Raw genomic sequence first — 18,667 nt, 5'->3', positions numbered from 1 at the left:
CGGCCGTGCCGCTGCGGTGGCAGCGAAACGACCGGGAGCATTCTCGTGCGTTGCTAGTTGTCCTCAGCCAACGCTCTGTTCACTTCTTCGGCAGCGGCGTCGAGGCCTTCCTGCACATCGAGCCCTTCGAGCAGAACCCGCTGAATGTGCGGCCGGATCATATTCATGAACTTTGCCGCCTGCGCGTGGGAAAGGTCGGTGCGCAGCACGTCGAGGTGGTCGGCGCCCTGAGCGAACTGGGGGTCGTCCGGGAACAGGCCAGTCACGTCGGTGCGAGGGGAGAGGTAGCCAGTGAGCGGCAAGAACTCTTCCATGAACGGCGTCTCGCCGAAGTGGTGCACGAGAGCCTTTGCGGCATCGACCGACTTGGTCCTGTTGAAGATCGCCCAGCCTCCGACTGAACCGGCGGCAACCTGTTCGACATCCGCGAGCGGCTGCACAGTCTCAATGACCTCCGATGGAACGACGTTCCTGACTTGCGACAGGTCTGCAGCCATTTGGTAGGCGGCCTCTTGGCGTCCCACAGCGGACTGCTCGAGGGGAACGTCCGTGCTAATCGGTTCGGTGGGGATCCATCCGTTGTCGACCATCTCCTTGAGGAAGCTCAACGCCTTAACTCCCTCAGGACCGTTGAACGTGGCCTCGGTCTGATCCTCATTGAGGATCTCGCCGCCAGCCTGCCACAGGTACGGGAAGAAGTTGTGATTGAGCGTCTTCGTGCCGTAGTACTCGGTCAAGTAGTAACCGGCGTCTTTGATGGCGGGTGCGACTTCGCGCATCTCGTCCCATGTGGTTGGGCACTCCTCGACGCCTGCAGCTTCGAGGACTGTCGTGTTGCAGTAGGAAGTCATTACTGCCACGAGCGTCGGCGAAGCGTACAGCTCGCCGTTGTAGCTCATAGCATCGAGAGCCGCTGGAGTGAACTTGTCCCAGTCATCGCGAAGGTCGTCGAGTGGGAGCAGCAGATCCTGGCCAGCGAAGTTGGTCACATAGCCGGGGTTGAAGTAGATCACGTCGGGTTCGTTACCGCCGACTATGGCAGTGACGAGCGTCTCTTCGCGCTTGTCCCAAGGCTTGACGATTACTTCGACTTCGACGTCGGGGTAAACCTCGTTGAAGTCGTCGATGAGAGGCTGCCAATCGGATCCGTCGACGAGCGGAGGCACTGGGTACGCCCACATCGTGATCGACCCGGAAGCTTCGCCGGTCCCGGCGGAAGGCTCGCTGGACACGCCGCCGCACGCAGCCAGCGCGAGAAGCGGTGGCACAGCGACCAAGGCAAGCAGTCTGTTTCTCTTCATGGATTCACACTCCGTTGTTGGAATCGATTTGTTGAACTCTGGTGGTGTATCTGGTTGTTCCCGATTGCATTGCAACCGATTGCAGTCATGCTAGGCACTAGCGACCAAGGTTGTCAATGTTTATTTCTGAAGAGCGGACTACTTCATGCCTGACATCATTACGCCTCGCACGAAGTATCGCTGCAGCAAGACGAAGACGAGGAAGGTTGGGATGAAACTGATCACGGCAGCGGCCATGACGGTGGCAAGGGGAGACTGCTCCTGCTGAAGGGTGTTGAGCCCCACGGTCAGCACGAAGTTCTGCGGAGTCTGCTGAGACACCATCGGCCACAGGAAATCATTCCAGTGCGCGAGGAACACGAACGTCGCCAGCGTCGCCAGAATCGGCTTCGTCTGCGGGAGCACGATCGACCAGAATGTACGGAACTCTCCCGCACCATCAATCTTCGCCGCATCGATGATCTCATCCGGGATGCTGTGGATGAACTGGCGCATCAAGAACACAGCCGACGCGTTTGCGAGCGTGGGAATCAGCATTCCCCACATCGTGTCTAATCCGCCCAGGTCTCCGACGAGGATGTACTTCGGGATGATGGTCAGGTGGTACGGGATCATCATCATAGCGACGAACGCCCAGAAGATGAGTTCTCGGCCAGGGAAACGCTTCTTCGCAAAGGCATAGCCCGACATCGACGCTAAGAGCAGAGTGAAAACCGTCGAGACGACCGCGTACACCGTGGAGTTAAACGCCCACTGCGGGATGCTACGGCTGTTGAGCACCTCGACAAACGCGTCGAGGGAGACAGCCGTGGGAAAGAGCGACGACGGCATGTCGATTGCTTGGCCCGGCTGCAGCGAAATAATGACCATCGCGTAGAACGGGAAGGCAGTGATGAGCGCAATCGCAATGAGCAGCATGTGAAGCGGCACAAGGCGTCGCGCCTTGTAGACGCTACGGGGCATACGCCGGGTGCTACGCGTGCGCGCCGGAGCTCCAAGTGGTGCAGTTTTAGTAACGTCGGCCATCAGTCGCTCTTTCCTACGAGGCGGCGCTGTATCAGCGAGAAAACAAGAGTGATTACGAGCAATACGACGCCGGCCGCGCTCGCATAGCCGAAGTCGAAGTACCCGAAGCCTTGGTCATAGATCATGTAGGTGAGCGTGTAGCTCCCCCTACCCGGCCCGCCACCAGTCATCACGAGGATCGTGTCGAAAGTCTGCAATGACTTGATCGTCTCAATAACGAGCACGAAGAATAGCGCGGGCTTGAGATTTGGCAAGGTAATGAGACGAAAGCGCTGCCACGCATTTGCCCCGTCCAGAGAAGCGGCCTCGTAGTACTCCTCGGGGATAGCCAACATTCCTGCCAGCAGAATCAGCATGTTGTACCCGAAGCTGCTCCAGACACTCACGATCGCGAGAGAAGGCAGAACCCACGCTCGATCGGTTAGCCATCCGATTGACTCACCGCCGAGTCCCTCGATGAGGGCATTCAACGGACCTGCGGAGGAAAAGATCCACATGAATACCACAGCGCTGAGCACCGCGGAGGTGACGGTCGGCAGAAAGAAGATGGCTCGGTAGAAAGCCATACCCCGCATCATGCGGTTGCAGAGCTGGGCCATTCCGAGGCTCACGATGAGAGCGAGGGGGATCTGGATCAAAGCAAAAGTGAGGGTGACGCGAAGGGCGTCCCAAAAAATCGCGTCCTCAAAGAGCCGGACGTAGTGATCCAGCCCGACGAAGCTGAAGGTGCGACGCAGTGTGAAGTCACCGAAAGAGAGAACCGCGCCGTAGATTGCTGGCCAGATGCGGAACACCGCGAACAGCACCACCATCGGCCCAATGAACAGATAGCCCGCGACCGCCTCCCGAGACTGCCACCATCGCTTCCGACGCGTGCGAGGGGCTGAGGTCGAGTCTCTCGAGGCAGCGGGCTCGGGCGGCTCGGGCGCGATGGCCTCTACCTCCGTGGAGATAGGAATCGTCATGATTTCTCCATTCGAAATGTCTTGATTGCAGTGTGCAATCGGTTGCATGAATTCAACGTTGATCGGCCAAGGATGTCAAGGATGGCGCGGTGACTCGGCGCAAAGTCCTCGACCGGGGAACGGGGTTCACCACTGACGCTGCGATCCGTCGTCGTCCGCGCTGGCTTGCGCAAGGAGGGCGACGCGCGTAGCACGGAGGCTCTGGGCCGTCGTAATTTCAGGCTCTCGTCCCGCGGCGATTGCATCGAAAAAGTAAGCGGCGGGACGGCTGGCAGGGGGGAGCTCAATCGCCTGCCGCGGGGAACTGTGAGTCTCGACAACCAGGGTGTTATATGCCCAATCGAGTTCGGCGGTGCCCTCGGTGCCGGTCAATCGCATCCGGTAGTGCCCGTGCACGTCGGAGGCCTCCGGCCCAAGCCACGTCGCCTCAACCGTCGACACAACGTCCGCCGTGCGCAGGAGCACAGCAACGCGATCGTCGAAATTGGAGAGATTCGGTCGGCGGGCGCCACCCGTCAATGCAGAAACTGTGCCTGATGTTGCGCCCGTGAGCGTCAGGATGAGGTCAATATCGTGCACAGGGAGGTCTGCGGCAATTCCGCCATACGTCTCCCTCTGCAGAAACCAGTCGGGCCGAGTCGACACGTTCAGCTTGTGCGGCCCGGTGCTCGCCACAATGGCCAGCTCGCCGAGGACACCGGCGTCGAGAAGACGCCGCGCTTCCCTTGTCGGCGGATAGAAGCGCTTCTCGAACACAATCGACAAATGCCGATCGCTCGCCGCCATCCGACTCTCGATTCGATCGAGATCCTCGAGCGAGGTACATAGGGGCTTATCGGCGATCACATGCGCGTTCGCGTGGAGCGCTGCCAGTACAGCCTCGGCGCGATCGCTGTACACTCCCGCGACGAGGGCGACATCAATTTCATGCTCGCTCAGCAGCTCCTCGATTCGGTCGTACACCGGCACATCGCCGATCCCGCTAAGAAACTGAGCACGCATGTGAGGGTCGGACTCCGCGGCCGCGACCAGCTCGACATCCTCGCGCGCCGCTACTTCGTCGAGAGCATAAGCGACGTGACTGTGTGCGGCTCCTAAGATGGCGACCCGGATCATTGCTGCGCCTCCACGATCGTGCGCTGCCCTGATTCGGCGGCGTCGTACAGAGCGCAGAGAAGCCTCACTGTGCGTTCAGCCGCGTGCGCATCGACGGCGCACGGGCGGCCGGTCCGGATCGCTTCGAGCACCTCTTCCCACATTGCCATGTGACCCGCGAGACCAATGGCCGCAGGGTCCGCTGCCCCGCTGGTCGTCGCCGCAGACGATGTCGGTCGCGGTATGTCCGCTACATCCCAGCGCGTGATCTCACCCTGACCGAGTTCGATAGTTCCGCGCGAGGTGTGAAGCGTCAAGGTCGCCGGAGTACCTGGAATGGCAGCCGTGGTCGTACTAATGACCCCCAGCGCCCCCGAGGCGAATCGTGCCGTCGCGACCAGCGTGTCCTCCGCCTCCATCGCGTGAGCGAGTGTCGCGCTTTGAGCTGTGACGTCGGTGACGGGTCCGCAGAGCCATTGCAGAAGGTCGAGGTTATGCACACCCTGGTTCATGAGTGACCCGCCCGCAGGGTGTTCTGCGCGCCACGGCGCGGCGTCGTAATAGGCTTGATCACGCATCCAGTGAACCTGTGTCGTCGCAAGCCGAACGTTGCCCAACTCCCCTGAATCGAGGAGTGCTTTGATCGCCACGACCTCCGGCTCGAATCGGCGCTGCGCAACCATCGCGACGACGACCCCGCGCGCATCTTGCTCAGTTGCTAGAGCTTCTGCCTCAGCTGTCGAGAGGGCGAGAGGCTTCTCCACCAAGACATGCTTGCCGGCATTCACGGCGCGCAAGGCGTAGGACGCATGACTAGCAGACGGACTGCACACTGCGACAACGTCGACACTCGGATGATCAAGAACCTGATCCGACGACATTCGCACTGCGTTTGGCCAGCCGTTTGCCGACATGACCGCGTCGGAACCTCCACTGAAGGCAACGACTTCGACTCCACTCAGCGCTCGCAGCGCTCCCGCATGGGTGGCTCCGATGGCTCCGAGGCCAACAATCCCTACTCTGACGATCGTTGTCACAGCGCTCCTATCTATAAGCGATTGGTAAAGAATAAGGTCTTGACAGTCGTTTTGCAACCGGTTGCAGGTAGAATGGCTCCGAGCGAAACTATTGCTCCGCAAAGCGGCGACATCACTCGACCCTGACGATAGGACAATCCACGTGCCTCGTATCGGCTTCATTGGAACGGAAAACTCCCACACCGACCACTTCCTCCGCCTGTTGAACACGGAGAGACGCCACCCCGGGTTTACGGGGACTGCCCTAGTCGGCGGGCGCACTGACCGCAATCTCTGGCTCGCCGAGGTCGGAGGAATCGAGCACATCGTCAGCAATCCTCACGAGCTTATTGGAAAGGTGGATGCGGTCATCATCTCAAGCCGCGACGGTGCAACGCACCTCGCGGAGGCCGAGCCGCTTCTGGCAGCTGGGATTCCACTGATGGTCGACAAACCACTCGCCACCACGGTGGCTGATGCCGATGCCCTCCTGCGCGCCGCCGACGCTTCTCATACGCTGCTCTATTCGGCCTCCGCGCTGCGTTTCGTCCCGCAGATCGCCAAGCTCAAGCAACTGGGCGCGCAAGCCGGGCCCCTTCGGCATCTCCACGTTTCGGGTCCAGCCGACCCGGAGAGTCCCTACTCTGGCTTGTTCTTCTACGGCATCCATCATGTCGAAGCAGTTCACGAGCTACTCGGTGATCCCCGCGTCGACGCCCTCGATTCGCCACCGATCGTGAGCCGCAACGGAGACACAACAGTGGCGCTGTTCGAGGTTGACGGTGTCACCGTCACATTGACCTTCGTCGTTCCCGGAGCTGAAGCGCGCACCCCTTTCCATGTCACTGCCGTGCACGCGAACGGCGCCATCTCTCAAGAATTGATCCTCGACAATGACTACAACGCCCCGGCGTTGAAGAACTTCATCGACGCGATCTCTCTCAATCGACAACCGGCAAGTCGAGACACCATGCGAAGTCCGATTGTCATCCTCGCGGCGATCACGACCGCATTGCGCAGTGGGGTGGAGCAGTAATGACAACGATGGACGCGCTCTCCGCCACCACGGCGGCAGCGTCAATTCTTGCTTCTCCCGACCCACGCACATGGGTCTTCCTCGGCGACAGCGTCACCGCAGGCAGCTGGCACACCTGGGGAGGTCGGAGCTACTCCGAGCTCTTCGAAGAGCGCCTTCGGGAGCTCGGCCGTTCCCGTGATGCCGTCATCAACACGGCGGTTCCGGGATGGTATGTCACCGACCTCGCCCCTCAGCTGGATGCTTTGTGCGTCAGATTCGCTCCCGACGTGGTGTTCATCAACTTCGGCCTCAACGACGCCCGGCTTGGTTTGGCGGGTCTCGACGACTTCGCCGAATCGTACGAGAACGTTATGCGGCGCGTTCAGCGCGACACCGGTGCGACGGTGATGATGATGACCCCGAACCGAACTCTGCCGTCAGAGCTCCCCGCCGTCGTCGAATTCCTCCCCGCATACGTAGAACGGATCCGGGAGCTGGCAACCGAACTAGGGATTCCACTGATCGACCACTACGCCGAGTGGATGGCAGCGCCCGATGGCGCTTGGTTCCACTGGCTCGGGCATGGCTGTCACCCCAATGCGTCAGGCCACCGCGCGATGGCGAGGACGCTCATGCAGGAGTTGGGCATCTGGGATTCGGAGTCTCGCAGTGGCCACCTCATGATTCCGAAGTAACAGCCATCAGTGCATGATGTGGTTCCCTCACCGGCGGAACCGCATCATGCAGCCAGGCGGTAACGCCGAACACGGCGTGGGCCAATCAGGCTTCGTCGATTGCTCCAAGCGCTGCTTGTGCAGCAGCGACGACGTTGGCGAGCGTGCTGTCGTTCTCCACGACGACACCTTTCTCCTCAGCCTCCAAGTGCTCGAGTGTCTGTAGCTGCGAATTGAGCAGCGCCGCCGGCATGAAATGCTCCCGCGTTGTCATGCGTCGGTTGAGCTCCCCTTCCGCTACCAGTAGCTCAACGAACACCACGTCGGGAGCGCCCGCCCGGATCCGATCCCGGTACCGGCGCGCGAGCGCGGAGCATGCGACAACCGCCCCCTCCTCAGCGGCGCGGATGGCGGAACCGACAATGTCGAGCCACGGCATCCGGTCGTCATCATCCAGCGGTGTGCCGGCTGCCATCTTCTCCACGTTCGAGGTCGGATGCAGATCGTCGGCATCGATGAAGGGCAGACCCAGCCGGTGGGCAAGGGCAGCCCCGACAACCGATTTGCCAGAGCCGCTCGGCCCCATCACGACGATGCGAAACGCTGCTTCTGCCCGTGCTTGGGTCGGGTCTCCAATCACATCATCCTCGACAGCGTAATCGTCAGCGGCAGAAGGTGCAGCGGCAACCGGAACGGTGTCGTAGCGGTTGGTGATCCTTGACTCAGTCACGGTCGTCGAGCTTTCCGAGGCAGCGTCCCGGGCGACCACCGATCGCGTGAAGTAGTCGTCAACGTCGACGATGCCCACACTATCCAAAGCCTCGGAAAGAGGCAGGTCGTCATCCTCGCTTGTAATCAACACGACGCCGAGCCGGCCAGGATCGTGGACTCGAACTTTGCGCCCGTAGCGGCGCTTCAGTTCGTCGAGAGCCTCACCGTGCTCGTCGATGTGGCAGACGCGATAGTCGAGGTTGATTGTGGTTGTGACGTGATGACGGTAGTTCGTCGACGTGGCCACCGTCTCACCGACCGGGTTCAGCACCTCAGACACATTGGGAGGATGGATGGCGCCAACGAACCACGACCGTGCGGAGTACGCCCAATATGGCTGCATCAGCGCGCCATGGTACGCCGAGCCGAACAGGATAATCTGCGGCCGCTTCGCAACGAGACGTTCAAGCGCTTCGGTGAAATTCAGATCGAAGCAGATCACCGGCGCGAGTCTGCCCACGGGAGTGTCAACGACGACCATTTCCGTTCCGGGGCGCACACCGGTTCGCTCCATCTCACGGATCGTCGGGTAATTCTTGTCATAGGGCGTACCGAGCGCAGCCCCATCCGGACCGAACACCACGGTCGAGTTTCTCAGAACTCCGCCCGCATCCACACGGTAGCCCGACCACGCAACGTGGGAGCCGTGCTCAGCAGCCTGCTCCGCGAAAAAGCCCCTCAGTTTCTCACCATAGGAGTGAGTGAAGTCGACTAGTCGTTCGGGAGGGAGGTGCTGAACCGGGTCGTTGCCGACCACGGGCCGAGCGGCATGCTCGGGCAACACAACGAGGTCTGGTCGATCTGGCCAGACGGCACGCAGACGCTGGCGCCACCGCTGCACGAGAGTGTCGAACACGACAGCGTCAGAATCACGAGGATTGATCGGGATGGGAGTCCCCGAGACCGCACTAACGACTACCTCGCGCACGTTTCTCACTCCCCCAAGCTGCTGACGGAAGAGTCATCGAACGCTGGCTGACCCGAGGGGACCCCTCGGTGGCCGTAAAGTCCGGGACCCGAGAGCGCGCTGGTATCGACTAGGCCGTCACGCACGATTGTAAGTTCGGCAAGCTCTGTCGAGAGCTCGTCGTTGCCCGTTGGGGCGTACTGCCTACTGTTGTACTCAAGCTGGGCGACGCTCACTTTCAGTGAGCTTGCGAGTCGGGCGGAATGCACAAACGCGGCCCCGGTAGCCGTGAGATCCTGCACCGTCACGAACAGCCCAAGCTTGCGAGCCACGGCTGCGGCGACTACGGCCGGCGTCTGGCCCTTTCCCGCCTTGATGACAACGCCTGACCACCCTTCCTCGCGCAGTCCCGGCAGGCGCGACAGCGTCGTGAAACCCTCATCCATGATCGTGGGAACACGCTCGGAGAGTCGGCGCAGACTATTCGCATCGACCGACTGATCTCGGGGTACGGGCTGCTCGAGGTAGTCAATCGCGGCTGCGGCTTCAGCATCCAGCGCGGCCAGCTCATCCAGCATCGTTATCGCGGCCAGCGAGTCGGCGTATCCCTCGTTCGGATCCACCGCCAGTCGAGGGGTACGGCCCGTCGCAAGCGCAGCGCGGTAGATGTCGCTGATTCGGCGAGCATCGTTCGCTGGGTGGGTGCCGCCGATCTTCACCTTGAGTCGGCTAACACCGTCCCGCTCGATCCACGCGTCGAGCCCTCGGACGCTCCCGTCGTTCGTAAGCGGGTCAGACATCCCCACGAGATGCTGGACCGGAAGCACCGTTCTGCGTGGCGACTCGATCCCCGCTTCCGGGTAAACACCCGGCATCCCGAAGACACTGAGGTCTTCGCGCAGATGCTCGGCGTTATACATCTCGAAAACGTCTCGCTCTGCTGCCTTCCCCCACGCATCGTGGAGAGCGTTGTCTACTGCACCGACGGCCAGGAGAATCGCCAGCTTGGGAACCTGCTCGCCTAAGAGGCTGTGCGATGCGCTCTCGAGCGCATCGCGGGAAATGGATCGCCAGAAAGTAATCGGGTCGGCTGGCTCGAGCGCTGTCGCCGTTCGCGCTGCCCGGTGAACGAGATCGCGCATGACGCCGTCGCGTTCGTCTACCGACATGGCACTCCGCGGCCAGGCCCAGAGAACCGAGAGGACGCTCTCGCCGTATCCCACGGCACGCCGCCCGGACTGCGAAACTACGGCGGCGGAGACCTCAGCGATAGTGAAGTGGGTAATCGCCCCTCCGCTAATCGTCAGCGGTGTGCTGAGAGGCACCTCGCGAAATCGCACGTCAATGTTGTGCACTCGAATGTCTGTAGACGCCACGCGTATGTCCTCTGATGGTTTGCAATCGGTTGCAACTAGGCTATTGGTGGAACGAAGAGGCGTCAAGATGGTACTTCGATAACTCTCCTCCAACCCACCAAGCAGACTATTCTCTGGAAGAGCAGCCATCGATAAAATACCCGGAGGGCCAAGCAAGCGGATGAAAGCAACCATCTACTCGATCGCGAAAGAACTCGGCGTCTCAGCGTCGACCGTCTCACGCGCCTTCTCACGCCCCGACCTCGTGAACAGCGCGGTTCGTGAGAAGATCCTGGCGACCGCTCGCTCGCAAGGCTACGAGCTGAACCGCGCCGCACGCAGTCTCACGACCGGCCGCACCGGCATGATCGGCGTTGTCGTCGTCGACATCACCAACCCGTTCTTTCCCCCACTAATCCGTGCGATCGATCGCGCCGCCACAGAAGCCGACGCCTCCATTCTGCTCCTCGACGCGGAGACCGGCGGAGCAGACGCCGTCGAGCAACTGAGCCGACTAAGCGCACAAGTCGACGGATTGATCGTGGCTTCGCCGCGAATCCCTGCGGAACAACTACGCAAGGTTGTCGGCGCCACCCCTACCGTTCTCGTCAACCGCAGTGTCACGGGGCTGCCCTCCGTCGTCTGCGACAACACAGCAGCCCTTCATCAGGCCGCCGATCACCTAGTCGAACTCGGTCACCGCCGAATTGCGCTCATGAAAGGTCCTGCAGGCTCTTGGGCCGCGGATCGCCGCGCCGCCGCAATCCGCCGCTGGATCAAGACCGCGCCTGAAGGAGTGGAACTCATCGAACTCGGACCATTCGACGCGGCGTACGAGACGGGAAGATCTGCGGCCCCAGCAGTCGCCGCGACGGGAGCGACCGCAATTTTCGCGTTCGACGACTTCCTCGCGTGCGGAATCATCGGAGGCCTGGCGGATCTCGGCGTCTCCGTGCCACAAGACCGGAGCGTCATCGGTTGCGACGACGTCCTCCTCGCCCGCACCCTGACCCCGCAACTGACCACGGTCACCGCACCATTCGACGACCTCGGTCGGCGCGCAGTTGCCATGCTGACCGAGGTCGTCGCCGGGCGGACTCCCAAGAATGAGACGGTATCGGGCGTTTTCGCGCCTCGAGGCACTTCCGCAGCAGCCACATCCTGAGCACGGTAGCCGTCACCAATCGTGGACGGTGCCATCCCGCAGTCTGTTGTACGGCAGGTAAGCCTGAGCGTAGGGGTAGGCGCCCGTCGCGTCGACATCGAGATCGACACCGAGGCCTGGCTGATCTCCGGGGTGAAGGTAGCCGTCACGCCACGAGAACGACTGCTGGAAGACCTGATCAGTTTTTGCGCCATGGCTCATATACTCCTGGATGCCGAAGTTGTGGATTGCCAGGCCGAGGTGCATCGCGGCCGCCATGCCGACCGGCGAGATGTCTGTAGGGCCGTGCATGCCTGACTTGATCTGATAGATCGCCGCGTAATCCAGTGTCTTCTTGAGCGGGCTGATGCCGCCCATATGTGTGACGGCGCCGCGAACGTAGTCGATCAGTTGGTCGCGGATGATGTCTTTGAAGTCCCACACCGTATTGAAGATCTCTCCGATCGCGAGCGGAGTCGTCGTGTGCTGACGAACGAGCCGGAGAGCCTCCTGATTCTCTGCGGGGGTGCAGTCCTCAAGCCAGAACAGATCGTATGGCTCAAGGTCCTTGCCCAGGCGGGCAGCCTGAATCGGAGTCATTCGATGGTGACCATCATGCAACAGTGGAAGGTCCGGGCCGAACTCATTGCGCACCGCCTCGAATACCCCGGGTAGGTGAGTGAGATATGCCCGGGTATCCCAGTCTTCCTCGACCGGCTTCGCGCCGCGACGAGCCGGCTCATGGTCGTACCGGACCCCTGCGTCTCCGACGTCAGCACTCTGGGCGGCAATACCGTAAATGGCTTTGAGCGTCGGCACTCCGGTCTGGATGCGGATTGCTTTGTAACCCTGCTCTTGGTGTGCCCGTATCGAATCGAAGAGTTCGGGAAGTTCCTTTCCGGAGGCATGGCCGTATGCCAGAAGGCCGTCGCGCGAAGCGCCACCGAGCAGTTGGTAAACCGGCATCCCAGCGGCTTTTCCCTTGATGTCCCAGAGCGCCATGTCGACGGAGGCGATCGCCGCCATGGTGACCGGTCCGCGCCGCCAATAGGCCGACCGGTAGAGAAACTGCCAGGTGTCCTCGATCTTCGATGCATCGGCACCGATGAGGAGCGGGACGACATGTTCAGTGAGGTAAGCGACAACGGCGAGTTCTCGGCCGTTGAGGGTGGCGTCGCCCAATCCGGTAAGACCGTCGTCCGTAGTCAGTTTGAGCGTCACAAAGTTGCGGTCCGGACTCGTGACGATAACTTCGGCCTTGTCGATAATCATGTGAGTTCCTTAAAGAGAGGTGGGTAGGGGTTCTCGGCCAGCGAGGAAAGCGTCAACTTGTCGTGCGATGACGTCGACGAGTGCTGCGTCGGCGGCGAGGCCCGCATCGAGCACGCTCAGTAGAGCCGCGATCGGATCAGGGGCCGAAGCCGCTCGCGCAACAGCCTCGTCGTCTGGGGCGGGGTCTGCCCGCCCACGAAGCACCCCGGCAACCCATCCCGAGATCGGCAGCAGAACCGCTTGGGGCGTGGGGGCCTCCGTGCCGCTACCACCGATAAGGGGGAGCGTGCGGATTCGGAGCTTCCCGACCGAGTCTGACGCGATCTGGTCGAGGCGATGCGCCATTCCTCTGTTCTCAAAACGCCGCTCCAGGTTCGCTACATACTGCGTGAGGTCTGTCGCAGGCCCGTCCAGCCGGGTACCGACGTGATCCCAGTACGCCGTCAGCCAACGACGCACGACCGGATCACCCATCGCATCAGCCACGGTCTCGTGGCCCCGGTGTCTGGCGGTGCACGCGAGGAGAGTGTGGCCACCGTTGAGCAGCCATAATTTGCGACGCTGGTAGGGCCGCACATCGTCCACGAAGCGGGCTCCAGCTCGTTCCCATTCAGGCCGTCCGGCAGGGAACCGGCCGCTAAGGACCCATTCAGCGAAGGGTTCCGTAACGACCATCGAGTGATCTTCGTAGCCAGTTTCCGCCGCCAGTCGTTCGATCTCGGCGCTTGTCGTCGCCGGTGTTATGCGATCGACGACAGTCGACACGAACGACACCGAGTCGCTGAGCCAGGCCGCCAGATCGGCGTCGATTCTGCTGGCCAGCTCGGTCAACGCGGCCCCGACCGTGGTCCCGTTATCGGGGAAGTTGTCACACGGCACCACTGCGACCGAAGCACCCGACGCACGCCGCCGGCGGTCGAGAGCATAGGCGAGGCGGCATAGCGGTGTCTGCAGGGCGGGCGCTGAACCTTCCGCGCCCGCAGCAAGCCACATCGCGATGTCGTTTTGTGTTCGGATGTCGTCCAGATCGAGGCTCCCTCTCGAGTTCAAGAGGTACCCCGCCTCCGTGATGGTGAGCGTGACCGCCACCACCGCATCTAGGGAAAGGGCTGTTGCTAATTCTTCAACGTCCGCGCCATCCTTCGCTTCAACGAGGTTCGTCAGGATGGTGCGGCTATCGCCCGCTTCGGACCGTTCAACCAGAGTGAAGAGGCCGTCCTGCGCTGCGGCGGTAAGCGCCTCGTCGGGTCTACGGCCAGTGAAGGCGAGGACGCCCCATTCATTTTCGGGATCCGAGACCGCCGTGTACCAGAGTTGGTGGGCGCGGTGAAACGCACCTAGCCCGATGTGGACTAACCGCACGGGTGGACGCTTGATGTTGCTTCCGATGATTTCCACCGCGGTGGACTCGCTCAGCCGCGAGGAACTCCTGCCCTTCGCAGGGCGAGCGAGGAAGATGCTCACGGGTTAGCCCAGTCGGTGATAGTTGTCCGGGGTAACCTCTCCGAGTAGCGGTGCTCCGGTCAAAAAGAGCTCTATCTCCTGTGCAACCCGTGCACCCTGAGCGAATCGCGCCTGGACAGTCCCGCCAGCAACGTGCGGGGTCATGATGACGTTGTCTAGATCGAATAGCGGGCTGTCTGTGGCGAGCGGCTCGACCGTGAAGACATCCAACGCGAGGCGAAGCCGTCCCGATCGCGCCTCGTCGATGAGCGCGTCTTCGTCGGCGACCTGTGCCCGGGCGGTGTTGACCACGACTGCGTTATTCGGCAAGCGGGAGATGTGCGCTCGAGTCAGGAGGCCCTCGGTTTCCGGCGTGCTTGGGGCGTGGATCGAGAGCACATCGCTCGAAGCGCACAGCTCCTCGAGGTCGCACAGTTCGACTCCGAGTTCGCGCGCATCGGCTTCGCTTGCGTAGGGATCGTAAGCCTTGACCGTTGTCGCCCCAAGACCGCGCACCATTCTCGCGAAGTGCCTGCCCACGCGGCTAAGGGATACGATCCCAATGCGTTGCGCGGCGATGCTTTGGCCGAGGACGCCCTGACCACCAATGTTCCAATCGCGTGACGACTGGAACATTCTGTCGTGCCACACGACGTTCCGCAGTTGCGCCATCGTGAGCGCTATCGCCATCTCTGCGACGGCAAGCGCTAGTGCGTCGGCACCACCTTGAGACACACGGAGAGCGTTCCCCAAGGCCTCTACGGGGAAGAGCTTACGAACTGATCCCGCACTGTGGACTGCAAATCGCAGACGGCTCCCCTCGAGAGTGCTGGGCGGAAAAGTAGCGGTGCTCCACGACGTAACGAGGATGTCGTACTCGTCCGCGAGATTGTCGGGAACAGCGACGGATCCGTTCTGCTCTCGCCCTTGCACGACCTCGCCGAGAGTGGCGAGGTGTTCCCGCGTGCGGGAGTCGTAGAGTAGGTCGAAGTCGTCGTCAGAGAGAGCGACGAAGATACGCGTGGTCATAATTCTCCTTGGTGGTGAGCGGACGGGGCTCGGTGAACAATTTCGCCGGCGACGCGCACTTCGGTGACGCTGATCGTCTCCGAACGGAGGTCGACGGTGATGCGGTCCCCTCCGTCTGCCGCTCGGGCGTTCAGGCCGATAAGTCGGGCCGGGTTTGTCGTGGCCATGGCGAGAAGATCACTGTCATCGATCGGCAGTCGAGCGCGCGCCCATTCGAGGCACCCCCGCAGCGAGCTGCCCGATCCGGCTAGAAGGTCGCTGCCTGCAAGCGTGAGTGCGCCGCTGGCCGACACTACGACTTCTCCGCCTACAGCAGTTCTATAGGTTCCTGGCGGCGAGCCAGCAAGGGCCGCCGAATCCGAGGTGAGGATGCTGTGCTCGGTGCCCTTTGCTCGGATCATGGCCGTTGCGGTGTCCGCCGGGAGGTGGTGTCCGTCGGTGATGAGCATTGCGGTGAGCGCGTCATCCGCGAGCTGCGCCCAGACATGGTTCGGGTGCCGCGGAAGGTTCGCAGCAGTTCCGTTCCCGAGATGCGTCGAGAGGCGAGCACCCGCCCTAGCTGCCGCGTGCACGATGTCGGAGCTGGGCGCGCAGTGCCCGAGCGAGATGACGATTCCGCGGCGGGTAGCAGCGGCGATGTACTCGAGTGCCCCTGTGCGTTCCGGAGCAAGCGTAACGATGCGGACGATGCCATCGCTTGCTTCCTGCCAACGGTCGAGTTCTGCAAGATCAGGATCACGCATGAGTAGGGGATCGTGCGCGCCACGGAAACCTTCACCTGTGCTGAGCGAGGGCCCTTCGATGTGGATGCCCGCAATCGAGTGCGCGACGAGCGGGTCGCGCCGACGCGCCTCGGCAATCGCGCGCAGTGATCGGGTCATCGCTTCCTCCGTGGCCGTGATGACCGTGGGAAGGAACGTCGTGGTTCCTTCGGCCCAGAGCGCGCGAGCTAGGGCCGAGATAGTTTCGTGCGTGACGTTGGTGTCGTTCACGTCGTGTCCTGCAAAACCATTGACCTGCAGATCGACCAGTCCGGGCCAGTTGAGTCGTGTCATGTTCCGGACGTGACCGATTCCTCGCCCAGGCCAGCGGCTGCGGGCTCGTCGAGGAACCATTGCACGTCGCGGTGGTCTTGCAGTGCACTGGCGGGGCACTCCGTGGAGGAAGCCGGCCCCCTCAGCGCCTGTGTCACTGCGTGAGCTTTGTGCTCACCGATGGCAGTACACACGACGGCCGCCGCTGAGAGCAGTGCAGAGATGGACAGTGTCAAGGCGTGCGTCGGAACATCATCAATCGAGGGGAACAGGCCTTCATCTACCTGCTGCTGCCGGGAGCGATCGTCAAGCTCCACGACTAGCGTCGGCTGGGGTTCGCTCAGGTCGGAACCGGGTTCGTTGAAAGCGATATGGCCGTTCACGCCGACCCCGAGGCAGGTCAGGTCGATCGGCTGCGCTGAGACGAGCTCCCCGTAGCGAGCGACTTCCTGCGATATTCCGCCCTCAGTTCGGATCCGTTCGAAGCCGGGAATGGCGTCTGCAGGAAGCCTTTCGGCAAGCCACCGGCTGAAAGTTCGCTGGCTATCCGACGGGAGCCCGAGGTACTCATCCATGTGGAAGGACTGTACGCGAGACCAGTCGATTAGAGAATTTTTGGACAACGAAGAGAGCATCGCCGCCTGCGAAGGGGCGCTGGCGAAAATCACTCGCGCGGTCCCACGTTTAGCGATCGCCTCGACGATGATCGCACCTGCGCGTTCGGCGGCACGCCGTCCGGTGTCGAACTCAGTCGCTTCGACTGTAACGTGACCCGGATCATCCGAGTCAATAGCCGCATTCCTCATTAGGATCTCCAATGCAATCGGTTGCAATGATCCTAGAGGAGTTGTGCGACCTTGGTCAACAACAGCGCTGCGGGATAAGCAGTTCCCTTCGTTCACGCGCTTCGTTGGATGCCGCATCGCATCGACATAGCGTCGCAAAAGCGAGAGCGATCGCGACAATGACCTTCTCGGTCGGAGTAGCGTCACCGGCGCAGAAAGGACTCTTGATCTGCTTTTTTGTGGCTACTTCTTAGTGCCCACCAGCACTTGCCGCTCTATCGTCTTCGGGAGTTCATCGTTGAAGGTTTGCTCGATCACGAGCGGATCCCGGTCGACGCCGTCAGGGATCTCGAGCACGTGCAGCGTGTACTCAATGTTGTTCATGCTCGGCAGCAGCGATGGTGGTTGACGAAACTCAACGTGCATTATGCCGTCGTGGGCCGCATACGCTTTCGTTGGCGTCCACTGCCGACCGCTACTTCCTCCCGTGCGGATGCCAACCTTGTCGTCATCAATGAGGCAGGCGACGAGGTTGCCGGTGTCGTCTTCCGCCACGACCTCGGCGTCGTTGCAGTAGCCGGCATCCTTGAGCGCGACGCTCGCACCGACGCACGCGGTAAGAGCGAGGCCGCATACTACGAGGGCGGCGGCGAGCCCACTGGCCCGCCCGACCGCTCGGTAGCGAAAACTACGTGTTCTGCGCATCGCCTGGATCTCCATTTCCCGCTTGGGCAGCTCTGCTTAGTTCAACTAAAGCTCATGCTCCTGCACGGGGGGGCTTCGGGAACAAAGTTGATCGAACCGAGACCTAGCCCGATCACTGCAAGTCGTTCCGGGGTTGGCTGCTGTGCTGAGACGTTGGAGCACCCTCAAACGTTGGGTAGCGCATCCATACTGACAGGCATAGCGTCAGTTCTATGAGAACTTCCCTGCTGGGTGCAGCCGGCATTCTTGTGGCTGTGTGCCTCGCCGGTTGCGGTTCAGTCGCCGAAGCCAGCTATCTCGGCGTGGCACAAAATCCCCTCAAGCCAACGCAACAGGGGCTGATCGATGAGACACCAACCGTCACGTGGCTCAGCGATGAAACCCGCTTCGCCGTCACTCTCGCAGGCAGTTCGAACTGCTCGTCCTACGCTTCGAAAGTGTCACAGCTCGATGATCACACTATTGAGGTGGTGACGCAGAGAACGAAACGACCGCTCTTCACCGCCAGTTGACACAGCACCAAGTGTAAGTAAAGCTCAGAACACGCTGTGACGCGGCGCACAGCTGAGGTGATTCGAGGAGCAACGGGGTGGCATGAAGGTACAAGGCTGGGGAGCGATTGCGGCACTTCTTATGTTGGCGGGGTGCGCCAGCACTCCCGTAGAGGCTCCCGTCGTCGAGGCGCCATCGATCGCCGACTACGGCAAGCTCATGGTCGACTGCTTGGGCGAATCAGGTTTTGAAGCCGAAGCTCAGGGCGCCGGCGTCACGAGCGAGACCACTCTCGAACAGGTGGAGCCGTACAACGCTGCCGTTGCCGACTGCGACCGACGCTACGGCTTCGACGCAACCGGTGAAATGACCGAGTCACAACTAACCGCTATGTATGACTTCGAACTCGAAACGCAACAGTGCCTGGAGGCTCTCGGCTACTCCACAACCGTGCCAAACAAGCAAACCTATATCGATCATTACTACTCATCGTTTGATGAGGGCGGTTTCTCGCTGCCTCATTCTCAGGCGCGAGAGCAGGCCCAGACTCGGGATGAGCTAGAGCAGCAGAGCACTGAGTGCCCGGCCGCAGTGCTCCTGTACGACGGCCCCATCGGATGACCGCAGTCACGACT

At 61.5% G+C, this 18,667-nt stretch carries 18 protein-coding genes; 5 read left to right on the top strand and 13 right to left on the bottom strand.

Translation table 11 applies throughout. The annotated features are described in order from the left end of the window. Positions 1 to 53 precede the first annotated feature (53 nt). The 5 genes from ACWTV1_RS08245 to ACWTV1_RS08225 form a co-directional block, all read right to left on the bottom strand. Positions 54 to 1,301: an ABC transporter substrate-binding protein gene (locus ACWTV1_RS08245; protein ID WP_498504863.1), complete on the bottom strand. Its 1,248-nt coding sequence runs from the start codon at positions 1,299 to 1,301 to the stop codon at positions 54 to 56. Between the two features lie 138 nt (positions 1,302 to 1,439). After that, positions 1,440 to 2,264, bottom strand: coding sequence for a carbohydrate ABC transporter permease (locus ACWTV1_RS08240; RefSeq protein ID WP_498504862.1), 825 nt, complete (start codon positions 2,262 to 2,264; stop codon positions 1,440 to 1,442). Between the two features lie 62 nt (positions 2,265 to 2,326). Then, a complete protein-coding gene (locus ACWTV1_RS08235; RefSeq protein WP_498504861.1) occupies positions 2,327 to 3,292 on the bottom strand; it encodes a carbohydrate ABC transporter permease in 966 nt (321 codons plus the stop codon). A gap of 126 nt (positions 3,293 to 3,418) precedes the next feature. Next, the gene (locus tag ACWTV1_RS08230) at positions 3,419 to 4,408 is read right to left on the bottom strand and encodes a Gfo/Idh/MocA family protein (protein WP_498504860.1); all 990 of its coding nucleotides are present in this window, start codon (positions 4,406 to 4,408) and stop codon (positions 3,419 to 3,421) included. Beyond that, entirely contained in the window at positions 4,405 to 5,424 is a 1,020-nt protein-coding gene (locus tag ACWTV1_RS08225) for a Gfo/Idh/MocA family protein (protein WP_498504859.1), read from the bottom strand. The genes ACWTV1_RS08230 and ACWTV1_RS08225 overlap by 4 nt, the downstream gene beginning before the upstream one ends. A gap of 142 nt (positions 5,425 to 5,566) precedes the next feature. On the opposite strand from ACWTV1_RS08225, the gene ACWTV1_RS08220 reads away from it, so the two are divergent. Beyond that, positions 5,567 to 6,439, top strand: coding sequence for a Gfo/Idh/MocA family protein (locus ACWTV1_RS08220; protein WP_498504858.1), 873 nt, complete (start codon positions 5,567 to 5,569; stop codon positions 6,437 to 6,439). Next, on the top strand, positions 6,439 to 7,116 hold the full coding sequence (locus tag ACWTV1_RS08215) for an SGNH/GDSL hydrolase family protein (RefSeq protein ID WP_498504857.1): 678 nt from the start codon (positions 6,439 to 6,441) through the stop codon (positions 7,114 to 7,116). The genes ACWTV1_RS08220 and ACWTV1_RS08215 overlap by 1 nt, the downstream gene beginning before the upstream one ends. A gap of 85 nt (positions 7,117 to 7,201) precedes the next feature. On the opposite strand, the gene ACWTV1_RS08210 is transcribed toward ACWTV1_RS08215, so the two are convergent. Beyond that, complete coding sequence (locus ACWTV1_RS08210) at positions 7,202 to 8,803, bottom strand: gluconokinase, GntK/IdnK-type (protein WP_498504856.1); 1,602 nt, start codon at positions 8,801 to 8,803, stop codon at positions 7,202 to 7,204. Then, positions 8,800 to 10,149, bottom strand: a complete 1,350-nt coding sequence (locus ACWTV1_RS08205; protein WP_498504855.1) for an enolase C-terminal domain-like protein — start codon at positions 10,147 to 10,149, stop codon at positions 8,800 to 8,802. Before ACWTV1_RS08205 ends, ACWTV1_RS08210 begins: the two co-directional genes overlap by 4 nt. Positions 10,150 to 10,309: 160 nt before the next feature. On the opposite strand from ACWTV1_RS08205, the gene ACWTV1_RS08200 reads away from it, so the two are divergent. After that, a complete protein-coding gene (locus tag ACWTV1_RS08200; protein ID WP_498504854.1) occupies positions 10,310 to 11,293 on the top strand; it encodes a LacI family DNA-binding transcriptional regulator in 984 nt (327 codons plus the stop codon). Between the two features lie 12 nt (positions 11,294 to 11,305). Here ACWTV1_RS08200 and manD read toward each other — a convergent pair whose 3' ends face one another. From manD to ACWTV1_RS08170, 6 genes are all read right to left on the bottom strand, one after another. Beyond that, the gene (gene manD, locus ACWTV1_RS08195) at positions 11,306 to 12,544 is read right to left on the bottom strand and encodes a D-mannonate dehydratase ManD (protein WP_498504853.1); all 1,239 of its coding nucleotides are present in this window, start codon (positions 12,542 to 12,544) and stop codon (positions 11,306 to 11,308) included. A gap of 9 nt (positions 12,545 to 12,553) precedes the next feature. Then, a complete protein-coding gene (locus ACWTV1_RS08190) occupies positions 12,554 to 14,008 on the bottom strand; it encodes a mannitol dehydrogenase family protein (protein WP_498504852.1) in 1,455 nt (484 codons plus the stop codon). Between the two features lie 3 nt (positions 14,009 to 14,011). Continuing rightward, a complete protein-coding gene (locus ACWTV1_RS08185) occupies positions 14,012 to 15,016 on the bottom strand; it encodes a hydroxyacid dehydrogenase (RefSeq protein WP_498504851.1) in 1,005 nt (334 codons plus the stop codon). Further along, positions 15,013 to 16,071, bottom strand: a complete 1,059-nt coding sequence (locus tag ACWTV1_RS08180) for an N-acetylglucosamine-6-phosphate deacetylase (RefSeq protein WP_498504850.1) — start codon at positions 16,069 to 16,071, stop codon at positions 15,013 to 15,015. The genes ACWTV1_RS08185 and ACWTV1_RS08180 overlap by 4 nt, the downstream gene beginning before the upstream one ends. Beyond that, positions 16,068 to 16,856 (bottom strand): 6-phosphogluconolactonase, encoded by a 789-nt coding sequence (locus tag ACWTV1_RS08175; RefSeq protein WP_498504849.1) that lies wholly within the window; start codon positions 16,854 to 16,856, stop codon positions 16,068 to 16,070. Before ACWTV1_RS08175 ends, ACWTV1_RS08180 begins: the two co-directional genes overlap by 4 nt. Before the next feature lie 222 nt (positions 16,857 to 17,078). Then, complete coding sequence (locus tag ACWTV1_RS08170; protein ID WP_498504848.1) at positions 17,079 to 17,540, bottom strand: hypothetical protein; 462 nt, start codon at positions 17,538 to 17,540, stop codon at positions 17,079 to 17,081. A 212-nt stretch (positions 17,541 to 17,752) separates the two neighbouring features. On the opposite strand from ACWTV1_RS08170, the gene ACWTV1_RS08165 reads away from it, so the two are divergent. Further along, a complete protein-coding gene (locus tag ACWTV1_RS08165; RefSeq protein ID WP_498504847.1) occupies positions 17,753 to 18,052 on the top strand; it encodes a hypothetical protein in 300 nt (99 codons plus the stop codon). 82 nt (positions 18,053 to 18,134) lie between these two features. Then, complete coding sequence (locus tag ACWTV1_RS08160) at positions 18,135 to 18,653, top strand: hypothetical protein (protein ID WP_498504846.1); 519 nt, start codon at positions 18,135 to 18,137, stop codon at positions 18,651 to 18,653. Positions 18,654 to 18,667: the final 14 nt, after the last annotated feature.

Source organism: Salinibacterium sp. VpJ6 (assembly GCF_059767345.1).
Note: the sequence above shows the minus strand (reverse complement) of the source record. Positions and strands in the feature narration are given on the sequence as shown.

Bases quoted from the DNA above. Each gene is read 5' to 3' on its own strand.
- ACWTV1_RS08245 (WP_498504863.1), bottom strand. From the start codon at position 1,301: ATGAAGAGAAACAGACTGCTTGCCTTGGTCGCTGTGCCACCGCTTCTC.
- ACWTV1_RS08240 (WP_498504862.1), bottom strand. From the start codon at position 2,264: ATGCCCCGTAGCGTCTACAAGGCGCGACGCCTTGTGCCGCTTCACATG.
- ACWTV1_RS08235 (WP_498504861.1), bottom strand. From the start codon at position 3,292: ATGACGATTCCTATCTCCACGGAGGTAGAGGCCATCGCGCCCGAGCCG.
- ACWTV1_RS08230 (WP_498504860.1), bottom strand. From the start codon at position 4,408: ATGATCCGGGTCGCCATCTTAGGAGCCGCACACAGTCACGTCGCTTAT.
- ACWTV1_RS08215 (WP_498504857.1), top strand. From the start codon at position 6,439: ATGACAACGATGGACGCGCTCTCCGCCACCACGGCGGCAGCGTCAATT.
- ACWTV1_RS08200 (WP_498504854.1), top strand. From the start codon at position 10,310: ATGAAAGCAACCATCTACTCGATCGCGAAAGAACTCGGCGTCTCAGCG.
- manD (WP_498504853.1), bottom strand. From the start codon at position 12,544: ATGATTATCGACAAGGCCGAAGTTATCGTCACGAGTCCGGACCGCAAC.
- ACWTV1_RS08185 (WP_498504851.1), bottom strand. From the start codon at position 15,016: ATGACCACGCGTATCTTCGTCGCTCTCTCTGACGACGACTTCGACCTA.
- ACWTV1_RS08180 (WP_498504850.1), bottom strand. From the start codon at position 16,071: ATGACACGACTCAACTGGCCCGGACTGGTCGATCTGCAGGTCAATGGT.
- ACWTV1_RS08175 (WP_498504849.1), bottom strand. From the start codon at position 16,856: ATGAGGAATGCGGCTATTGACTCGGATGATCCGGGTCACGTTACAGTC.
- ACWTV1_RS08170 (WP_498504848.1), bottom strand. From the start codon at position 17,540: ATGCGCAGAACACGTAGTTTTCGCTACCGAGCGGTCGGGCGGGCCAGT.
- ACWTV1_RS08165 (WP_498504847.1), top strand. From the start codon at position 17,753: ATGAGAACTTCCCTGCTGGGTGCAGCCGGCATTCTTGTGGCTGTGTGC.
- ACWTV1_RS08160 (WP_498504846.1), top strand. From the start codon at position 18,135: ATGAAGGTACAAGGCTGGGGAGCGATTGCGGCACTTCTTATGTTGGCG.